The 18310-nt window shown below is 53.3% G+C and carries 20 protein-coding genes, 1 tRNA gene and 1 pseudogene; 4 read left to right on the top strand and 18 right to left on the bottom strand.

The features are described from left to right. Positions 1–68 precede the first annotated feature (68 nt). Positions 69–323: pseudogene (locus tag ACFOWX_RS05445) on the bottom strand (double zinc ribbon domain-containing protein); the annotation flags it as partial. Between ACFOWX_RS05445 and ACFOWX_RS05440 the strand changes: the two are divergent. Further along, entirely contained in the window at positions 310–1170 is an 861-nt protein-coding gene (locus ACFOWX_RS05440) for a class I SAM-dependent methyltransferase (RefSeq protein WP_381422077.1), read from the top strand. The pseudogene ACFOWX_RS05445 and the gene ACFOWX_RS05440 overlap by 14 nt on opposite strands. Before the next feature lie 35 nt (positions 1171–1205). Here the strand turns inward: ACFOWX_RS05440 and mutT are convergent, their stop codons facing one another. After that, positions 1206–1631, bottom strand: a complete 426-nt coding sequence (mutT, locus tag ACFOWX_RS05435; RefSeq protein WP_381422075.1) for an 8-oxo-dGTP diphosphatase MutT — start codon at positions 1629–1631, stop codon at positions 1206–1208. 83 nt (positions 1632–1714) lie between these two features. Between mutT and ACFOWX_RS05430 the strand changes: the two genes are divergently transcribed. Both ACFOWX_RS05430 and ACFOWX_RS05425 read left to right on the top strand, forming a co-directional pair. Further along, complete coding sequence (locus ACFOWX_RS05430) at positions 1715–1900, top strand: Flp family type IVb pilin (protein ID WP_381422073.1); 186 nt, start codon at positions 1715–1717, stop codon at positions 1898–1900. Positions 1901–1994: 94 nt separating this feature from the next. After that, a complete protein-coding gene (locus ACFOWX_RS05425) occupies positions 1995–2159 on the top strand; it encodes a Flp family type IVb pilin (protein WP_381422071.1) in 165 nt (54 codons plus the stop codon). Positions 2160–2287: 128 nt separating this feature from the next. Here ACFOWX_RS05425 and ACFOWX_RS05420 read toward each other — a convergent pair whose 3' ends face one another. The 9 genes from ACFOWX_RS05420 to ACFOWX_RS05380 all read right to left on the bottom strand — a co-directional run bounded on the left by ACFOWX_RS05420 (position 2288) and on the right by ACFOWX_RS05380 (position 9916). Continuing rightward, complete coding sequence (locus tag ACFOWX_RS05420) at positions 2288–3787, bottom strand: M48 family metalloprotease (RefSeq protein ID WP_381422069.1); 1500 nt, start codon at positions 3785–3787, stop codon at positions 2288–2290. Positions 3788–3948: 161 nt separating this feature from the next. Further along, the gene (locus tag ACFOWX_RS05415; protein WP_381422067.1) at positions 3949–4590 is read right to left on the bottom strand and encodes a tetratricopeptide repeat protein; all 642 of its coding nucleotides are present in this window, start codon (positions 4588–4590) and stop codon (positions 3949–3951) included. Then, on the bottom strand, positions 4587–4994 hold the full coding sequence (locus tag ACFOWX_RS05410; protein ID WP_381422065.1) for a cytochrome c-type biogenesis protein: 408 nt from the start codon (positions 4992–4994) through the stop codon (positions 4587–4589). Before ACFOWX_RS05410 ends, ACFOWX_RS05415 begins: the two co-directional genes overlap by 4 nt. Further along, positions 4991–5521, bottom strand: coding sequence for a redoxin domain-containing protein (locus ACFOWX_RS05405; protein ID WP_381422063.1), 531 nt, complete (start codon positions 5519–5521; stop codon positions 4991–4993). Before ACFOWX_RS05405 ends, ACFOWX_RS05410 begins: the two co-directional genes overlap by 4 nt. Next, complete coding sequence (locus tag ACFOWX_RS05400) at positions 5518–7479, bottom strand: heme lyase CcmF/NrfE family subunit (RefSeq protein ID WP_381422061.1); 1962 nt, start codon at positions 7477–7479, stop codon at positions 5518–5520. Before ACFOWX_RS05400 ends, ACFOWX_RS05405 begins: the two co-directional genes overlap by 4 nt. Next, positions 7476–7943 (bottom strand): cytochrome c maturation protein CcmE, encoded by a 468-nt coding sequence (gene ccmE / locus ACFOWX_RS05395; RefSeq protein WP_381422059.1) that lies wholly within the window; start codon positions 7941–7943, stop codon positions 7476–7478. The genes ACFOWX_RS05400 and ccmE overlap by 4 nt, the downstream gene beginning before the upstream one ends. After that, positions 7933–8064 (bottom strand): hypothetical protein, encoded by a 132-nt coding sequence (locus ACFOWX_RS05390; RefSeq protein ID WP_381422057.1) that lies wholly within the window; start codon positions 8062–8064, stop codon positions 7933–7935. Before ACFOWX_RS05390 ends, ccmE begins: the two co-directional genes overlap by 11 nt. 1 nt (position 8065) lies before the next feature. Then, a complete protein-coding gene (ccmC, locus tag ACFOWX_RS05385) occupies positions 8066–8782 on the bottom strand; it encodes a heme ABC transporter permease CcmC (RefSeq protein WP_381422055.1) in 717 nt (238 codons plus the stop codon). An 81-nt stretch (positions 8783–8863) separates the two neighbouring features. Continuing rightward, entirely contained in the window at positions 8864–9916 is a 1053-nt protein-coding gene (locus ACFOWX_RS05380; RefSeq protein ID WP_381422053.1) for a Glu/Leu/Phe/Val family dehydrogenase, read from the bottom strand. Between the two features lie 344 nt (positions 9917–10260). On the opposite strand from ACFOWX_RS05380, the gene ACFOWX_RS05375 reads away from it, so the two are divergent. Then, on the top strand, positions 10261–11418 hold the full coding sequence (locus ACFOWX_RS05375) for a S41 family peptidase (protein ID WP_381422051.1): 1158 nt from the start codon (positions 10261–10263) through the stop codon (positions 11416–11418). A gap of 162 nt (positions 11419–11580) precedes the next feature. On the opposite strand, the gene ACFOWX_RS05370 is transcribed toward ACFOWX_RS05375, so the two are convergent. From ACFOWX_RS05370 to ACFOWX_RS05340, 7 genes are all read right to left on the bottom strand, one after another. After that, positions 11581–11656: transfer RNA gene (locus ACFOWX_RS05370), tRNA-His, on the bottom strand. Positions 11657–11773: 117 nt separating this feature from the next. Then, entirely contained in the window at positions 11774–12001 is a 228-nt protein-coding gene (rpmE, locus tag ACFOWX_RS05365) for a 50S ribosomal protein L31 (RefSeq protein ID WP_381422049.1), read from the bottom strand. A 113-nt stretch (positions 12002–12114) separates the two neighbouring features. Continuing rightward, on the bottom strand, positions 12115–12603 hold the full coding sequence (gene fabZ, locus ACFOWX_RS05360) for a 3-hydroxyacyl-ACP dehydratase FabZ (RefSeq protein ID WP_381422047.1): 489 nt from the start codon (positions 12601–12603) through the stop codon (positions 12115–12117). 5 nt (positions 12604–12608) lie between these two features. Then, positions 12609–13274, bottom strand: a complete 666-nt coding sequence (locus ACFOWX_RS05355) for an OmpH family outer membrane protein (RefSeq protein ID WP_381422045.1) — start codon at positions 13272–13274, stop codon at positions 12609–12611. Further along, positions 13274–15907 carry an outer membrane protein assembly factor BamA gene (bamA, locus tag ACFOWX_RS05350; protein ID WP_381422043.1) on the bottom strand — a complete coding sequence of 878 codons (2634 nt, stop codon included), beginning with the start codon at positions 15905–15907 and terminating at the stop codon, positions 13274–13276. Before bamA ends, ACFOWX_RS05355 begins: the two co-directional genes overlap by 1 nt. A 127-nt stretch (positions 15908–16034) precedes the next feature. After that, positions 16035–17150 (bottom strand): RIP metalloprotease RseP, encoded by a 1116-nt coding sequence (gene rseP / locus ACFOWX_RS05345; protein WP_381424922.1) that lies wholly within the window; start codon positions 17148–17150, stop codon positions 16035–16037. Then, positions 17143–18306, bottom strand: coding sequence for a 1-deoxy-D-xylulose-5-phosphate reductoisomerase (locus tag ACFOWX_RS05340; protein WP_381424920.1), 1164 nt, complete (start codon positions 18304–18306; stop codon positions 17143–17145). Before ACFOWX_RS05340 ends, rseP begins: the two co-directional genes overlap by 8 nt. Positions 18307–18310 lie beyond the last annotated feature (4 nt).

The following is an 18310-nucleotide window of genomic DNA, read 5'->3' as shown; positions in this document are numbered from 1 at the left end:
GAAACATCACCATAGGCCACCGCCGCCTTAATACCATCATGGATTGGCGGACTGGCCAGGCATGGCAGACAAAATTGGCCATCATTCACATCAAACGGCATTGGCGCTGAGCAAGCGGCACAAGACGGGCCGGACAAAAAATACAACTGCTGCCAACAATCGACACAAAAATCGCCTCCCGCCGGTCTGATCCGCCGGCAAGAGGGGCAGCGTTCGGGCAAAACAAAATCCACCGCGGGCCGCAATATTTTTCCCAATATTTCCACGCTATGCTTGTCGAACAGAAAATGCGGAGGCACAAGAGATGAAATGACCAACGACATACCACCCGAAATTTTTGATCGCAGGCGCCGGAGCGCCATTTGGGACCGATCCGCAACGCGCCGATCTGGCGATAATTTCCTATGGCAATATATGGCGGACGAATTGCAGGATCGGCTTGCGATGGTCAGCCGCGATTTCGCGGACATATTATTTATCGGTCCGATAGCTGGTTTCTGCAGGCAAATCCTGTCCGGCAGGCAGGCGTCATCAGTGGTAAAAGCGCATGTAAGCGCCGCCGCCTGTTCAGGCACCGAAACAACCATTGAAGAAGACCGACTGCCCTTTGCACCGGACAGTTTTGATTTGATCATTTCCGCCGGTACGTTGGACAGCGTTAATGACCTGCCGGGCGCTTTGGTCCAACTGCGCCGGACGCTGCGGCCTGATGGTTTGCTGCTTGCAACCCTGTTCGGCGGAGGAAGCTTGCGGGCGTTAAAGGCGTCGATGATGCGCGCCGATGGCGATATGGTCCACGCCCATATCCATCCGCAAATTGATTTGCGCAGCGGTGCAGATTTGATGAGCAGAGCGGGCTTTGCGCTTCCCGTTGCGGATCAAGACCGACTCGACGTGCGCTACCGCGATTGGCGCACGCTTGTCCGCGATCTTAGGGACAGCGGCATAGGAAATGCGTTGGCCGGAGCGCGAAGCTATTTAGGCCGTGAATATCCAGCCCGCCTTGACGTTGCATGGATGCAATTGGCCGAAGCGGACGGCAAGGTAACGGAAAGCTTCAACTTTCTGCAGCTTAGCGGGTGGGCTCCATCCCCCGACCAACCAAAGCCAGCACCCCGGGGCAGCGGCTCGGTGTCTTTATCGGCCGTTTTGAAACCGAGCCGAAAATAAAATCGCACAATTGTAGTATATAGGCGGCATATGGATCAGGCCGCCCCATCATTCAGCATTCTTGCCAAATGCCCGATGAAGGGACCATCTGCGGGCGGCATCGATAGCCCGCGCATCTCTGCAATGGTGACCCACCGCAGGCTGTTGCCCTCCATCGCCTGTGCCTCACCGTCCCATTCGCGACATATATAGAGCAAAAGCAGCAGGTTTTTTTCGCCCAAAGCTTCGCTTGCGAAGGTCAACGGCATCATTTTTTCCGAGTGAATTGTGATTCCCAACTCTTCATGCAGCTCCCTTACCAAAGCTGATTCCGGGTTTTCGTTCTGTTCAACCTTGCCGCCGGGGAACTCCCAGAGGCCTGCCATGGGTTTCCCCTCTGGACGCTTTTGTACCAGTATTTCATTGACTTGATTGACCAATGCAGCAGCGACGACAAATAGCATTGTCGGATTTTTTTCCATTTTCTTTGCCCTTGGTAGGTTTTTGTTAACGCTTGTGTGGAAAAAAGAGGTTGTTCGCAACCAAATGTGAAATGGGGCCAAAAATGTTGGAAACAGTTCGGGGCATATTAAAGTGCCAAGATGGTGCGACAGCAGTGGAATATGGTCTGATTGCAGGATTGATTGTCGTCGTGTTGGTCGCGGCGCTAAGCAATGTTGCTTTTAGTACCTCCGATATGTGGAACGCAGTTTCTAATAAAGTTATTACAGCATCAGAAAATGTTTCTTAACTATTTGGTAGGTATTGTCGGATTATAGTGAAGTGATCGAATATCGTGAACAAATATTCGGTGGGTGTATTGAACGTTGAACAGGAGACTAAAAATGAAATTCTTTTCGAAAATTATGAAAGACGAAGATGGCGCGACTGCAATTGAATACGGCCTGATCGCCGCTTTGATTGCTGTTGCAGCTATCGTTGCAATGACCAGCCTGGGTGAAAACCTCAGCAACACTTTCAACAAAGTGAACAACGAACTCGAAGCCTAATCGGCGTTCGAAGAAACGGGCTAAGGCCCTTTCGCAAAATAGAAAAGGCGGGGACCCCAGGTCTCCGCCTTTTTCTGTGTCTACGCATTAAAGCGGGATCAGCGTTTCTAGGCCCTGATGCTACCCTTTTAATAAGTGACGATTTTCACTTTCGAACCTGCGGTCAACGCCGCATCGCTGCGCATCCCGTTCAGCGCCATGAACCGTTCTTTTTGCAGATTATTATAAGCCATCCGATTCGATAACGACGTGACGGTGTCATTTCTGCCCACCGTAACGATCCGCAGTTTACGGGGTTTAATCTCCCCCGCCTCAGAAGCTGAAAGCCGGCGGACACTTTGATACATGGCGTCAAACGGGCTGCTGCCCGATGGTGCCAAAGTGGCAAAATGAAACGCCTGCGATTTTGAAAATTCATAGGCAAAGATAGTCAGATCATTCGACCCACCCTTTTGCGTAGGAACGGTCGCAGTCGCGTAAAAAACAGGTAGGCCATTGACCGTCGTTTTCCGTATTTCGCTATAGCTAACCTGCTGATCACCTGCAATTTCCTTAAATGCCGATGCGATATAGGCGGATTGATCGCCGGTATAGGCCTGGGCGTTGGTCGTGAACAGCGCCTGCCCGCCATTGCCGCTGATATTGACCGACCGATTGGTATTTTGCATTCCATAACCATTCGGCACTGTAAATTTCAGCCTGAGGTCAGGGTGGAGAAAGTTTTGCCCTTCAATCACGCCTTGCTTGGGATCGTCACCATACAGCATGCCATCAATTGCGGCAAAATGGCTGTCCTGTTTGCGGACAGTATTCGCTGCAAAAGCCTTTGCGTTGTTGGCCGCTCTTACGACTCGTCTCGCGGGATCGGGGTGGGTGCTCGCCCATTCGGGAATTGAACGGGCGTCGCGTCCCGCCGCCTGCGCATCCACCGTCGTTTGCATGGCCAGCGACGATAGCATGTCCGATAAAGCAGTGGGGTCATAACCCGCTTTGCTAAGATACCGGATACCCAAATCATCCGCCTCTTCTTCTTGCTTGCGCGAATAGCGGAGCGTGAAAAGCTGAGCCACTGTGCCCGAATATTGTTTTAATCCCGCGCCCAAAATACCGGCCAAACCGCTATTATCACCTAACAGCGCGCCGCCAATAGTGCCGACAGCGCCTAATATTCCAGCCAAAGTAGAGCTTTTCCGGCGTTTTTCACTATGCCGAGCAGCGACATGTCCAACCTCATGCCCCAAAACTCCGGCCATTTCCGCCTCGCTATTGCACAGGGCGGCCAGTTGGCGCGTAATGTAAATATAGCCGCCGGGTATGGCGAACGCATTGTTCACCGGCGAATTGAGGAAGCTGACGGTAAAGTCGCTTTGCGCATTACCCAGTCCAGATTGAACGGCGATATTTTTCCCGACGCGCACGACATAGGCGGTTTGCGGACTTTCATAAGAACCGCCAAATTCATTCAAAATCTGCGGATGAGCCTCGGCACCCTGCTGCTTTTCTTTCTGGCTGATCGCTTGCGGAGTGGATGCAGATGCCACGCCGCCGCCGCCATCGCTACCTCCACCGGTGCATGATGCGGCCGCAAGCGATGCACCCATGAATAATGCCATTTTGGTATATTTCATCCGACCTCTCCATTTCGAATCTCATTAACCACAGCATAATCAAATATATGGTCGTTAACAGCCCCTATTCCGATGCAGAGAATAAGGCAGGTTGCCGCAAGAAGGCGACAGAATGTAAAATTTAGCTGACTTGAGGAATATCGAGTAAAGCTAAGGAAAGCTTATTGCCGCCGCGCGGAACTTTGCTGCAGCATTGATTTTAATCCGGCAACCTGCGCCTCTACCCGTGGTTTCCACTTGGCTTCTTTGGGCGCGTTGTCGAGCAGAGCCTGCCATAATTGCAGGCATAAATCCGGTCGCCCTTCGAATAACAGAACCAGGCCCTTAAAATAATCTGGCGCTGGTTGGCGCGGATTATATTTCCGAGCTTGATCAAAGGCATATTCCGCGGGCGGTGACATTCGGCCTTCACCGGCCAGCATCAACTGCAACCCTAATCCCGCCCATAAATCGGCCTCGCGCGGATTTTTGCGAATGCCCGACCGGATATAAGCGGCGGCCAGTTTATAATCACCGTCCCTCGCCCATGCGTCTGACGCAATCAAATAGGGTCTTGCGGGGCTGAATGTGCGGTCCATTTCGGATCGCGCCAATATCATCGCTTCTGCAGCCTTACTGTTCGATGCCAGAGAGCGTGCCGGTGCGGCCTCATATCCCGGTGATCCTTGCACCGAATAACCAACCAGCCCCAATACAATCGCTGCTGCAACAGCTTCCCATGTCCGGCGCGGCAAACGGCCAAAGCGGATCAACGCCGCAAGCAGCGCCGCCGATAATATGCCCATTGTTACCCAGCCCATCATGGCTTTTCCTTTCCGAACAGGCCGCGTGCCATGAATAATCCCGCCAACAATAGGAGCAGTGGAAGGAACCATAATATCAACCCTGCCCCGGATGCCGCTGGTTCAAAGCTAACATATTCACCATACCGCCCGATTAACCAGGCGCGCACATCCTCCGGCTTTTGTCCTTCCTTAATCCGTTGCCGCACTTCGCTGCGCATCGCTCCTGCAATGGGGGCGTCGCTGTCGGCGATCGATTGCCCCTGGCATTGAATACAGCGCAGCGTCTCCATCAACTCGGTTGCTTGTGCTTCTAAGGCGGGATCATCCAATTGCTGATGCGAAAAGGGAGGCTCTACGCCGCTGCCCTGCGCCCAAACCGGCGATGCGAATAATAACGCGATGATGACAGCCGCCCGCTTCACCGCGCTTCCTTCAATTTTTCAAGCAATAGCGGAATATGTTCACTGCGAATATCGCCGATATGTTGATAGGTTATCCGCCCGTCGCCCGATATGACGTATGTTTCGGGAACTCCGGATGACCCGAACTGCACTTGCAAACGCATGTCCACATCTGCCCCAATCCGCTGGAAAGGATTGCCATATTGTTTCAAAAATGAAGCCACATCTTCCGGCCGGTCACGCAGCGCAATGCCGTGAATTTCAACGCCAGCTGCGGCTAATGCCTCCAGCTGCGGTGCCTCCATCTTGCACGGCGCACACCAGCTACCGAAAAAATTGAGCAAGCGCGGCTTACCATCGGCAAAATCACGGTTGGACAGACCCTTGATCCCATCCGTCGCAGGCGGCAATTCAAAAGTCGGGAGTTTTTGGCCAATCATTTGCGACCGGACAAATTCATCCTTGGGCGCGGTAAGGCCGTATAATGACAAGCCGCCAATAAATGCCAATATGGCAAGCGGCAGCCATAATTTCCAACGGCTCATCATGCAAAGCGCCCTTCCGCCACAGGTTTGCGGCGAAGCTTAACGCCGCGGAACATCCGTCCGAGAAGCGCAATTATCCCGCCCAGCGAAATCAACATTCCGCCGAGCCAGATCAAGGTCACAAAAGGTTTCCACCATAACCGCACCTGCCACCGCTTGTCCGCGCGACTATCGTCGGCTTCGCTGGCTCCATCCGTTGGCGCAGAGATAACCACATAAAGCTGCCCGTCCCATTTGGTCAGCAACGCCGCCTCTGTCGTTTGTTGTTCGGGGGAAAAGAAATTGCGCGACTGCGGCTTCATTTCATCGCTATTGCCGTTGCGGCTAACTACAAATAGGCCTTCCATCGCGACCCAATTGTCGCCCACAACTGGCCCTATTTCTTCCAGCTTTACGGTCCAGCCAGCGACCTTTTCGCTGTCGCCAACTTTCATCGCGGCCAATCGTTCGGAGGAATAGCCGGACTCGCTCGCCATACCGGCGACCATCACGGCCAGCCCAAAATGTGCGATCATCATACCCCACAAGGTCAGCGGTGTTCGCGACAGTTTGCGTCCCAAAAGCGGCAGGAATGATGCTATCGCCAGCGCGGCGGCAAGGCCCATGGACAGTAAAACAAAGAAACCGGCGGACGGGTTCACGACATAGGCAATCACGGTCGCTGCAACGCCCGCGACAATCGGCGCAACCATATAACGGCTCACCCGGCCAGCTTCATCACGCCGCCAACGCAGCATTGGCCCAAAAATAAGCAGCAGCATCAGCAGGATCGCAATTGGAACGGTTGCTTTGTTGAAATAGGGCGGGCCAACGGAAACCTTATCCCCCATCGCCTCTGCCAATAATGGATATAGCGTCCCGATCAGCACCACGCCCAATATCGTGCTGAGCAAGATGTTATTACCGACAATCGCACCTTCTCGGCTGACTAAGCGGAATGTCTTGCCCTGCGTTACGGTACCGATACGCAGAGCGAATAGCAGAAACGCTCCGCCCACATATAATAACAGCAGCGCAAGGATGAATGCCCCGCGTTCAGGGTCCACGGCAAACGCATGAACGCTGGTCAATATACCAGAACGCACGAGGAAAGTGCCCGCCATCGACATCGCAAAAGCGACCAGAGCCAACATCACCGTCCAAGCGCGCAATGCGTCACGGGTGGCCAAAACGCTAACCGAATGGAGTAAAGCGGTTGCGGCGAGCCATGGCAAAAGCGACGCATTTTCGACGGGGTCCCAAAACCACCAACCGCCCCAGCCCAGCTCATAATATGCCCAATAGCTGCCCGCTGTGATGCCTAATGTCAGGAATATCCAAGCGAGCAGAACCCATGGCCGCATCGCTCGTGCAAAAGCAGGGCCGACTTTACCAGTCAGCAACGCGCCAACCGCAAAGGAAAAGGCGACCGACAAACCGACATACCCAAAATATAGCGTTGGCGGATGAAATGCGAGGCCAATATCCTGCAGCAAAGGATTGAGCCCGGCCCCAGATTGCGGCGCAGGAGCCAACCGCTCAAATGGGTTGGAAGAAAAAAGCAAAAAGGCGAAAAAACCCAGTGCCAGCAGCGCCTGCACCATCAATGTTGCGGATAATGTCCGCGGATCAAGCCGTTTTTCGAGCAACGCAATCGCTGCGCCCGAAAAAGTCAGCACTGTGACCCATAACAGCATCGACCCCTCATGATTGCCCCATGTCCCCGCCAGTTTGAAGATCATCGGTTTATCGACATGGCTGTTATTCGCCACCAAGAGCACCGACAAATCGGTCACCGCAAAAAGATAGATCAGCGCGCCAAAGGAAATGAGGCACAAAACACCCTGCGCAATTGCTGCGGGCGTTACGACCACCGATAGCTCAGATCCCTTGCCCGTCAGAGCGGTCAAGCCGCCGATCAACTGCAGCAAAGCCATGGCAGCGGCCAGCCATAAGGCGGCAAGTCCAAGTTCAGCAATCATTGCACCAAGCTGTCTTGGCTATGCTGCGCTGCGTTCATATCAATATCGGCCAATTCTTTGGGAACGTAATTCTCGTCATGCTTCGCGAGCAAATTATCGGCAACAAACGCCCCATCATCGGCCAACCTGCCGTCCGCAACGACGCCCGACCCCTCAACAAATAAATCAGGCGTGATGCCGGTATAACGGACCGTGAGAGACGCATCCTTATCCTGCACAATGAAGCGCACAGTTATCCCGTCGGCACCGCGCTGTATCGATCCGGGCTTTACCATTCCGCCAATACGTATCGCCCGGCCAATAGCAGGCTTTTCTTTGGCCAGCGTTGTCGGTGTATAGAAAAAGGAGGCTTCCTCGCTGAGCGCCCGCGCGGCGAGCAACCCAGCGCCGATCAATGCCGCCAGGGCCAATACTGCAAGCAGCAGCCGTTGATGTTTTGGTTTCAGACCCGATTTAGCGTTCATTTTTCAAATCATCCGCCAAAGCTTCGGATTTCCGCATCGCGCTATAACTGCTGACCGATAGCCATAACAGACCTGCTACGGTCACGGCAAAGGATGCGATTATGAAAAACTGATGCGTCATATCATCCCTCCGCCAACCGGCGCATCCGCGCCTCTATCTTTAATTCGGCGAGCGCCGCCCGCATCCGCATCAACACCACCGCGCCAAACAATAAGCTAAATCCCACAACAGCGGCAAATAACGGCCATAGATAAGCCGAATCGATGCTCGATCCGCCAAGCGTGATACTCGCCTTTTGATGTTGGCTTTCCCACCAGACTACGGACCGGTTGATGATAGGAATGTTGACCGCGCCAATAATTCCAAACACCGCTGCTACCCGGCTAACATTGCCCTTTTCGCTGCTCGCATTGGCCAGCGCAATATATCCCAGATACAAAAAGAATAAAATGAGCATAGACGTCAAACGCCCATCCCACACCCACCATGTCCCCCAAGTAGGCCGCCCCCAAATGGAGCCAGTCAGTAAGCATATCGCCGCAAAAACCGCACCGGGCATGGCAACGGCGCGCGCCGCAACACCGGCCAAAGGATGCCGCCAAACCAATTGTACGATGCTCGCAATGGCTATACCGGTCCATCCCGCCATACCGAGCCAGGCGGCGGGCACATGAACGAACATGATCTTTACCGTATCGCCCATCAACCTTTCGGTAGGCGTGCCGAATAATCCCCATGCGCAGGCCGCAATCGTCAGCAACAATCCCGGCCAGAAAAGCGCCGGGGTCAACGGCTTTGCGATGCGCAAAAAGCGGGCGGGATTGGCGAAACGATGCATAACGGATTTTGGTTAGGCGTTTGCGGCGCGCGCTTCAATGGCGAAATTGAAAAGCGGCGTTGCACTTTGGATCAAGCCAGCTCAGCCGCGCCCAATCAAACGCTGCGCCATGCGGTCAGCAACAATGGCAGCAGGCAATTTATCAGCCTTGCTTTCATCCCATATCGCGGTCAGCCGCTGCGGTATGATATCGATCCGGTCATGCACATCTTGCGCCGTTGCATTGCCAAGATATTCCAAACCAACATTGATGATACCGCCTGCATTTATCACATAATCAGGCGCATAGATAATGCCTCGGTCAAACAATCGCTGCGCATCACCGGCGGTCGCCATCTGATTATTCGCGCCGCCAGCCACTATGCTGACGTTTAGAGCATCAATGCTATCCCGGTTTAGCACAGCTCCGAGGGCATTGGGGCTGAATATATCCGCTTTCAACGTCATAATGGTATTTAGATCGGCCAGTTGAGCGCCGGTTTCATCGGCCAATGCCTGCGCCTTGGCTGCATCAATATCTGCGATAGTCAGCTTCGCACCATCGGCAGCAAGCAGCCGCGCGACCCCGCCGCCGACGCTACCAATTCCCTGCACTGCGACATGGATGCCCGCCATCGTATTTGCACCCAGCCGGTAGCGTGCAGCCGCCTTTATCCCCAGATAAACGCCGCGCGCAGTAAAGGGTCCGGGGTCCCCGCCGGCGGCCGCGCTATCGGCGACGGGAAGACCCGCGACATGGCGGGTTTCGGCCGATATTTCGACCATGTCGGCATCACTCATCCCCACATCTTCTGCGGTCACATATCGGCCGCCGAGCGATTCAATAGCGCGGCCAAAGGCGTGCAGCATTTCAGGGGTTTTGCGCCGGTGCGCTGGCGCCAGAACAACGCCCTTACCACCGCCAAGCGGCAGGCCCGCCATCGCATTTTTGTAACTCATCCCGCGTGACAGCCGCAGCGCATCGGTGATGGCCGCGCCGCTATCCGCATAATGCCAAAAACGCGTCCCACCCGCCGCTGGCCCCAAATGGGTAGAATGCACCGCAATCACCGCGCGCAGACCGCTATCCGGGTCATCGAACATATGCACCGATTCATGGGCATCAAAATCGGGCAAATCCCAGATAGCAGTCATGTCTTTAGCGGCCTTGTGAGGAGTTGGTGAGAACGGTTGGTGGGCGATGGAACGTAATTACGATGCGCGGTAATAATATTACAACTACGGTTTGTCAAAAGCAGAGGCAAACCGTAAGAATTAGACGAAGTTAACCGCTCGAAAGGCACAAAACTCTGCCATTTCAGTGGCTGTTTGCATTGCTACAAAAAAAGGTCCGTTAGGATAGAAATGTCTGTGGGCGTAAGATTGGAAGATAGTAAATCCAAATGGTAGCAACGTTGGGGGGAGCGGAATGTCTTCAATTGAGCGGGACGAGGAATTTCTAGACGTTAATTCATAGTCAGGCTATTTGTTGGACTATCATGAACATTCGTCACGTTCTTACAATTTTCCTATGGAGCTTCCTGATCGGAGCGCCTGCGCAGCCTGACTATAAAGCAGCGGCACTAGAGCTGGACGCCTCGATCGAACGATCTTACGCCTATCTCGATAAGCTGCCCGGTGGAGTAATACCAAAATCCACTATCCTCGATGCCAAACGCGACGCTGTGATGGATGAAGATACCCTTTTACGATACGCAGAAGATCGGATGGCGTCGCTCGCTGACCATCATGCCATTACGGGCAGCTCGTTTGATAATAGTTGGGCAGTGATTCCTACTTATTCAGATTTATGGGTCGTGGCGCGCGGCAACGATTTTATCGTTGATGCTGTTCGTCAAGGCAGTCCGGCCTCCAAGGCAGGTATCGACGCCGGGGCTATACTGATCGCCGTTAATGGCGAACCCATAGATGCTGCCGTGAGAGGATTTTGGGCCGAGCTTGGCCTTCCCTTGACGGCACAGAGGGCTGCTTATGCGGCACAGGTGCTTGTTGCAGGCCGACGCGACAGGAACCGTATTTTTACCGTGAAGGATCAAGCTGGTGTGACAAAAACATTCAGCCTGCCGTCGCTCTACACCTTGAATGAGGAAAAGGTGCTCGTGTCCGTTGAGACAGCAGAACGACGAACCATAATCAGGATCAACAATAGCCTCGGCGATACGTCTACTATTGCCGCCTTTGACGCGGCGATGGCGCAAGTTCCAGCTGAGAATAAGTTGATTATCGACCTCCGTGACACACCTTCCGGCGGTAACACTACGGTCGCCCGCGCAATTATGGGTTGGTTCGTCGACAAGCCGACGGGTTATCAGGTGCACAGCAGGCCCGAAGAAGAGCGTGAAAGCGGAATAGCTAGGCAATGGATCGAGCAAGTTCTTCCGCGCCAAGGCAAACATCGATCCGCTTCGCCTACCATATTGGTTGGTCGTTGGACAGGCAGCATGGGTGAAGGCTTGGCAATCGGCTTCGCTTCCTTTGGAGCCGATATCCAAGGTACTCGAATGGCTGAACTCAATGGCTCCGTTGAAGACATTCTGCTTGGGAATACCAATTTGTCGATCAAGCTCCCGACCGAGCGGTTGATGACGACGGGTTATCTTCCACGTGAGCAATTTGTGCCAACCACGACGCGTTAATAGCGTCCACTTTTGGAAAATAGAAAGTTGGCTGTGAACGGCCGAAATATTGTCGACCATAGCTACACAATCAGTATGCGACACATCCGCAACGAATTGCACCCATCTCCATCGCCTTGGTCATCCTAAGGCAGCGGCAGGCTGATCTGTGAGTTGGGAAAGTGGGGCGACCGACGGGACTCGAACCCGCAACTTCCGGCATCACAAGCCGGTGCTCTAACCATTGAACTACGATCGCCATAGCGCCATTTGGGCTGGCGCGACCCTTAAGATAATATATCGTCAAAGGTCAAGCGTTATGGCGGCCGCAGATTAATTCTGCAGCTGCCATGCTATAACCCGTGAGCGAGCCGGTTTATTTTTTAAGGCTAAGCCCGCCGAAACGTTTGTTAAACTGAGCGACACGGCCGCCGGCATCCATCAAGCGCTGATTGCCGCCTGTCCATGCGGGGTGCGAAGTAGGGTCGATATCAAGCGTGAGCGTATCGCCTTCTTTGCCCCAGGTTGAGCGGGTTTCATATACGGTGCCATCTGTCATTTGCACCTTGATCATGTGATAATCGGGATGAATATCGGCTTTCATAATATTGCTCCAATGGCGAAACTGGTTTCCGACCAGAATCTATAGGGAATTAAAGAAGCGCCGCCATTAACGGCGGCGCGGTAAAATAGCAAGCCTTGCTTTGACTGCTGCAGTTATGCGGATGGCGGATCGGCGATCATGGCCATAAATTCGGCCTGACAGCTGACAATATCACCCACCATCGCTCGCCCGGAAAACCGGCAAGCGCGGGTACTTTTCTTCGTAAATTCAACATCAAGATGCAGAAGACAGCCAGGTTCCACCGGTGCGCGAAATTTCGCATTATCAATCGACATGAAATAAACCAGCTTGCCTGAACCAGCGAGGCCTAAGCTTTCCATGGCCAAAACCCCCGCCGCCTGCGCCAGCGCCTCGATCTGAAGCACGCCGGGCATAATCGGACGGCCCGGGAAATGACCTTGAAAAAAGCCCTCATTCATCGTGACGGCTTTCACAGCGCGGATGCGTTCATCCAGTATCAATTCTTCAACCCGGTCTACCAGCAACAACGGGTAGCGATGCGGCAGGACCGCCATGACGCGCGTTACGTCATAATTGCTGAAATCGCGCCCTTCGCCGCTGCTGGTATCCCCCGAAACCATTGCGATTAACGGCTTTGCGGTTGAGCGCCAGATTGCTGCGCTTGAGCGGCTTGAATCAAAGCGCGTTGCTGTGCCTGAACCAGCGAACCGGGTTGATAATCAGCTGGCGGAACAATCTGCGCGGATGGCACCGATACATTCAATTCATCCACCACGGCCTGAGTAATATCGGACGTTCCGTTACGGGCGATGATCGAGTCAGGTTTCAACAGCAAATCGACATTCTTCTTTTCCATCGCGGCTTTCACTGCGTCGTCCAGCTTAACGGTAATTTGGTCTTCAACATAAGCGACCGCAAGGTCAATTTGCTGCGACAGCTGGTTAATTTCCTGTTGCGCTGCAGCCTGCTTTTTTTGGAAAGCTTCGGCAGATGGCCGGACAGACGCCTCGGTTGCATTCGGCTTTTTCGCTTCTGCTTCATAGGCGACGGCCAAAGCCTGTAATTCGGCTTGCAACACTTTTTGACGGCTATCGCGCGCGTCGATCTGGGCCTTATAGGTGACCTGTATCTGGCTCAATGCCGTTTTATAAGCATTGGTCAACGCGATCGCACGAGGCAAGCTTGCAACAGCAACGCCCTTTTTTGACTGGGCGGTTGCCGCAGGGACAGTGGCAGTGACAGCAACGGTTGAGATAGCGGCCAACATGGCGGCTTTGATAAGCATTTTCATTAGAATTGAGTTCCTACGTTAAAAGTAATTAATTTGGTATCGTCACCGGGCTCTTTTAGGAGCGCGCGGGCAATATCAATGCGGAATGGGCCGAATGGAGAGCGCCAGTTGACGCCAAAGCCAACTGACAAACGGGGGCTGACACTGTCGCCCAAGAATCGTTCAGTGAAACGAAGCACCGGAGTGCGAGTGCCGTTAAGCGAGTCGGTTGACGTGCCCAAAGTACCGTCTGCGGCCACGGTATAAAAAAGCGGCAAACCGCCGACAATAGCTGGGGTGGTGTCAGTTGCAGGCGTCTCGACGCTAAGCTGCGGCACATTGATGTTCAGCCGCGGGGCCGCAACATTGAATACGGCGCCTGCGTCAACGAAAATAGAAGGACGAAGACCAAGCTCTTTCGCGCCGCTGCCCAGCGGGATTTCAAGCTCCGCTCGGGTGAGGTAATAGGCCCGGCCGCCAATGGCATCGTCCTGAATTCGATCCCGGTTTTCATTCAGTTGATTGGTCACAACTGTGCCATCGACTGTCGGCGTGCGAAAAGTTAAACGCTGCACGCGCGGTCCAACGCCCCGGATGTCAAAGCCGCGAATTTGCGGTTCACCGAGGAAAAACCGGTCAGTCAACCGCACATCGTCAATGCCGTCCGCCTCTGATCCCCGATTTTGCAGCGGGTGGATATAACCGCCCTCTGCCGACAGCGAGAAGATAAAACCACTGTCGGTTAGGCGCCAATATTTATCGGCATTGAGGACGCTTCGGATATAGCGCACGTTGCCGCCTAAGCCGGCAAAATCTTGCGTGATACTGACGCTATGCCCTCTGGTAGGGCGGATACGGCTGTCACGGGTATCATAAAGCAATGTGTAACCCAGTGACGAGGTCGTCCGCTTCCCAATAGCATCGCACAAAAATAACGAATTGCATTCAGGCCCATTGCCTTGGTCGGAGAAAAACAGGCTTTCATCCAAAGTGACATCTTCAAAATTCAGACCATAACGCGCCTGAAAATATAGAAATTCATTCACGGGAACGCCCGTGCGCAATTGGAAACCCGTACTGGTTTGCTTATAAGTTGTGTTTCGTTGGTTATTCACAAAGTTAAAGCTGTTAACATCGCGGCGGAAAATATCGCCGGACAATGCGATTGAGCGGTCGAACAAATAGGGTTCGGTAAATCCAATTTCCGCAGATTTGGAGAAACGAGAGTAAGAAACACTGGCACGAACCTGCTGCCCCTTACCGCGAAAGTTATTTTGCCGGATCGAACCTTGGAAGATGAAATTTTCGAGACTGGAAAAACCAGCCGACAGCGATAGCTCGCCATTGGGACGTTCTTCGACATTGGTGGTCAGGATAATACGGTCTGGGCCACTACCCTGCGATTGTTCGACCTCCAAATCTTCCTGAAAATAACCAAGAGATTTAATCCGGTCCGACGAACGACGCACTTGGAAACTGTTAAAAGCATCGCCTTCGTTCAATCGAAATTCGCGTCGGATCACCTTATCTTGCGTCAGCGTGTTTCCATTAATATCGACCCGCTCCACAAATACCCGCGGCGTTTCCGCCACTTCAAAAGTGATGTTCATTGTCAGCGAATCGCGGTCGGGAACGAAGCGTGGATTTACATCCGCAAAAGCATATCCAAACAGGCCAGCGGTTTCGGACAGGCTTTCGACAGTATCTTCGACTTGTTTGGCATCATACCAATCACCCTTTTTCATTCTCAACCGAGATTGAAGGGCCTCCGACTTAAAATCGCGTATCTGGCTATCGACTGTCACGTCGCCAAATTTATATCTTTTGCCTTCCTCCACCACATAAGTGATGATGAAATCTTCCTTGTTAGGCGTGAGTTCAGCGACCGCCGAAACTACGCGGAAATCAGCATAGCCTTGGGTAAGATAAAATTGACGTAATTTTTGCTGGTCGAAAGCGAGCCGGTCCGGGTCATAGCTTGTGCCGGAGCTGAAAAACCGGAAAAACCGCGATTGCTTTGTCAGCATCTCACTGCGCAACTGACTATCGGAAAATTCGGTGTTTCCAATGATGTTAATCTGCCGAACTTTTGATTTTTGGCCTTCGGTAATTTCAAAAACAACATCAACGCGGTTCTGATCCAATTGCACCAATTTCGGTTCTACCGACGCCGCAAACCGGCCCTGCCGTTTATACAGCTCGACGATACGAGCTACATCGGCGCGGACCTTTGCGCGCGAAAATATCTGGCGCGGGGCAAGCTTGATTTCAGGACCGATCTTATCGTCCTTGATCCGCTTATTACCCTCCAAAACGATCCGGTTGACCACCGGATTTTCTCTCACTTGGATCGTGACCGCACCATTGTCATTTCGGATACTGACATCCGCGAACAAATCGGTTTCATACAAATCTTTCAAGGCTTGGTCTGCGCTTGCCTGAGACCAAGCTTGTCCTGGGCGTAACCGGACATAAGAGCGAACCGTATCCCCCTCCAAACGCTGTGTCCCGACAACCGATATCGATTGAATCGTGTCGCCCTGCGGCGCGGATGCGCGAGGAGATGCCGCTTCTTGTGCCGACGCGGGAGAAGCGGAGACACCGATTAAAGCGGTTGATGCCAATAAGGATAGCGTTAGCGAATTTCGTTTCATTTTTATCCTATCTTCTTATCCGGCCCCCACCGGTTGGTGCGAATTGGCATTTTTGCCATTTTCGCCCGAATATATTTCGCAACCCCCTGCCCGATCAGGCCGCCGCAATCAAGCAATCAATGTCCCATCAGCCAGCAAACAGACCGAAAGATACCAAGTCGTTGAAGGTAACCACCAACATAAATCCTACCAGCATTACAAAGCCTGCCCGAAACGCCCATTCCTGCACCATCGGAGTTGCGGGCTTTCTGCGCACCGCCTCAACCGCATAGAGCAACAAATGCCCGCCATCGAGCATGGGAATTGGCAGGAGGTTCATGAACCCCAAGTTAATCGAGATCATTGCCGCCAGCCAAATAAAGGCGGCAACCCCCAGAACAAAATGCTCGCCTGCAACTTTTGCGATTTTTGCTGGCCCGCCCAATTCTTTGACGGAACGCTTTCCGGTAATGATTTGACCTAATGTAGTGAGCGTCAAGCGCACGATATTGGCGGTTTCCTTGGTCGCGATCCATGGAGCAGCAAGGAAGCTGACGCTGCGAATTTCGGTCTCAGTTGATTGCAACCCTAACAGACCGCGGCGATACTCATTTCCGAACCGGTCTTTTTCCACCAGCTCGTCCAAAACCACTTGTTTTTCGCTAACCGTGCTGCCGCGTTTGATTCGCAATGTAACAGGCTCATTGGCGAAGATCGAAAGCTCGGTTGCCAAATCTTGAAAACTTTCCACGTCTCGGCCGTTTATGCTCAATATCCGGTCACCGACCTGAATTCCTGCTCGCTCAGCTGCGCTGCCTTCTTGAACGATGGAGGCTACTGGCGGGCTTACAACCTGACCATAGGCAATGAGGAATCCTGTCAGGAGCAGGATGGCAAAAAGGAAGTTGATCGCGGGACCGGCAAAAACGATCAGCGCCCGTTTCCACAATGCTTTCGATTGAAATGTCTGATTGCGTTCCACCTCCGACAGCTTCAACCACTCCTCGCCCGGCTGGCTCGCTGGATTCATATCGCCGGCAAATTGCACATATCCACCCAACGGCAAGGCACCAATGCGCCATAATGTGCCGCGTTTGTCGGTGCGGCCCCAAAGCTGCGGCCCAAAACCGATGGAAAATTTCTCAGCTTTAACCCCAAACCAACGGCCGACCCAATAATGGCCCAATTCATGGATGACCACCAATGTGCCGATCAGGATGATAAATGCAAACAGGGTTACAGCAATATTCGGACTTTCAAGCACCATTCACCATTTCCTCAATCATCCGCGCGGTATAGCGCCGTGCTTCTGCATCGATACTGAACAGATCGTCCAGCGTCGATGGTATTGGCGGGCAATAGCCGGTCAGCGCCGCTTCGCCAAGCTGCGCTATTTGTAAAAAACCGATCCGCCCCGATAGAAAAGCGGCGACCGCGACCTCATTGGCCGCATTCAATATCGCAGGCTGCGCGCCGCCCGCGCTGATCGCACCGCGCGCGAGTGCAAGTGCAGGAAAGCGCTCAATATCAGGTGCTTCAAAGCTTAAATTGCCAATTGATGCCAAATCCAACGGTTGGCAATTGGTCGCCAATCGCCCGGGCCATGCCAGCGCGCTGGCGATGGGGATGCGCATATCGGGCGATCCCAACTGCGCCAATGTGGAACAATCATTATATTCGACCATCGAATGGATCACCGATTGCGGATGGACCAATATGTCAATCTTATCGAGGCCAATGGGAAATAAATGATGTGCCTCAATCAGTTCGAGCCCTTTATTCATCATCGTTGCGCTGTCGACGCTGATCTTTGCCCCCATGTCCCAATTGGGGTGCGCGACCGCCTGTGCAGGCGTTACGCCGCGCATTTGTTCCCATGTAAAACTGCGGAATGGGCCTCCACTGGCTGTGAGTGTAATTTTACGGACTTGATCTAAGCTAGCACCTCCAAGGCATTGAAAGATAGCATTATGCTCGCTATCAACCGGCAATAATGTCGCGCCGCTTCGCGCTACGGCGGCCATCATCATGGCGCCCGCCGACACCAATGATTCCTTATTGGCCAGCGCAACCGTCTTTCCGCCTTCAATTGCTGCCAATGTAGGTTTTAATCCTGCCGTCCCTACAATCGCGGCCATTGTCCAATCGGCACCGCGCCGGGCGGCATCGTCTAACGCGTCGGCCCCCGCCGCCGCCTCTATCCCGGTTCCGGCCAAAGCTGCCTTTAATTGCGGATAAACAATTTCGTCCGCCACCACGGCGATTTCGGCTTCAAATTCGATAGCCAGCCGTGCAAGGTCGGCCGCATTGCCATTGGCGGTCAAGGCCACAACCTTATAGGCTTGCCGGTTGAGGCGGATCAGGTCCAATGTCGACAGGCCGACTGAACCAGTCGCGCCAAAAACCGAAACAGTGCGCATAGGG

The sequence above is a fragment of the Sphingorhabdus arenilitoris genome, assembly GCF_042651485.1.
GTDB lineage: Bacteria > Pseudomonadota > Alphaproteobacteria > Sphingomonadales > Sphingomonadaceae > Sphingorhabdus_B > Sphingorhabdus_B arenilitoris.
This window is presented reverse-complemented; position numbering and strand designations above follow the sequence as displayed.

Excerpts from the sequence above, each read along its gene's own strand:
- ACFOWX_RS05440 (WP_381422077.1), top strand. The coding sequence starts at position 310 with ATGACCAACGACATACCACCCGAAATTTTTGATCGCAGGCGCCGGAGC.
- mutT (WP_381422075.1), bottom strand. The coding sequence starts at position 1,631 with ATGGAAAAAAATCCGACAATGCTATTTGTCGTCGCTGCTGCATTGGTC.
- ACFOWX_RS05430 (WP_381422073.1), top strand. The coding sequence starts at position 1,715 with ATGTTGGAAACAGTTCGGGGCATATTAAAGTGCCAAGATGGTGCGACA.
- ACFOWX_RS05425 (WP_381422071.1), top strand. The coding sequence starts at position 1,995 with ATGAAATTCTTTTCGAAAATTATGAAAGACGAAGATGGCGCGACTGCA.
- ACFOWX_RS05420 (WP_381422069.1), bottom strand. The coding sequence starts at position 3,787 with ATGAAATATACCAAAATGGCATTATTCATGGGTGCATCGCTTGCGGCC.
- ACFOWX_RS05415 (WP_381422067.1), bottom strand. The coding sequence starts at position 4,590 with ATGATGGGCTGGGTAACAATGGGCATATTATCGGCGGCGCTGCTTGCG.
- ACFOWX_RS05405 (WP_381422063.1), bottom strand. The coding sequence starts at position 5,521 with ATGATGAGCCGTTGGAAATTATGGCTGCCGCTTGCCATATTGGCATTT.
- ACFOWX_RS05400 (WP_381422061.1), bottom strand. The coding sequence starts at position 7,479 with ATGATTGCTGAACTTGGACTTGCCGCCTTATGGCTGGCCGCTGCCATG.
- ccmE (WP_381422059.1), bottom strand. The coding sequence starts at position 7,943 with ATGAACGCTAAATCGGGTCTGAAACCAAAACATCAACGGCTGCTGCTT.
- ACFOWX_RS05390 (WP_381422057.1), bottom strand. The coding sequence starts at position 8,064 with ATGACGCATCAGTTTTTCATAATCGCATCCTTTGCCGTGACCGTAGCA.
- ccmC (WP_381422055.1), bottom strand. The coding sequence starts at position 8,782 with ATGCATCGTTTCGCCAATCCCGCCCGCTTTTTGCGCATCGCAAAGCCG.
- ACFOWX_RS05380 (WP_381422053.1), bottom strand. The coding sequence starts at position 9,916 with ATGACTGCTATCTGGGATTTGCCCGATTTTGATGCCCATGAATCGGTG.
- ACFOWX_RS05375 (WP_381422051.1), top strand. The coding sequence starts at position 10,261 with ATGAACATTCGTCACGTTCTTACAATTTTCCTATGGAGCTTCCTGATC.
- rpmE (WP_381422049.1), bottom strand. The coding sequence starts at position 12,001 with ATGAAAGCCGATATTCATCCCGATTATCACATGATCAAGGTGCAAATG.
- fabZ (WP_381422047.1), bottom strand. The coding sequence starts at position 12,603 with ATGGTTTCGGGGGATACCAGCAGCGGCGAAGGGCGCGATTTCAGCAAT.
- ACFOWX_RS05355 (WP_381422045.1), bottom strand. The coding sequence starts at position 13,274 with ATGAAAATGCTTATCAAAGCCGCCATGTTGGCCGCTATCTCAACCGTT.
- bamA (WP_381422043.1), bottom strand. The coding sequence starts at position 15,907 with ATGAAACGAAATTCGCTAACGCTATCCTTATTGGCATCAACCGCTTTA.
- ACFOWX_RS05340 (WP_381424920.1), bottom strand. The coding sequence starts at position 18,306 with ATGCGCACTGTTTCGGTTTTTGGCGCGACTGGTTCAGTCGGCCTGTCG.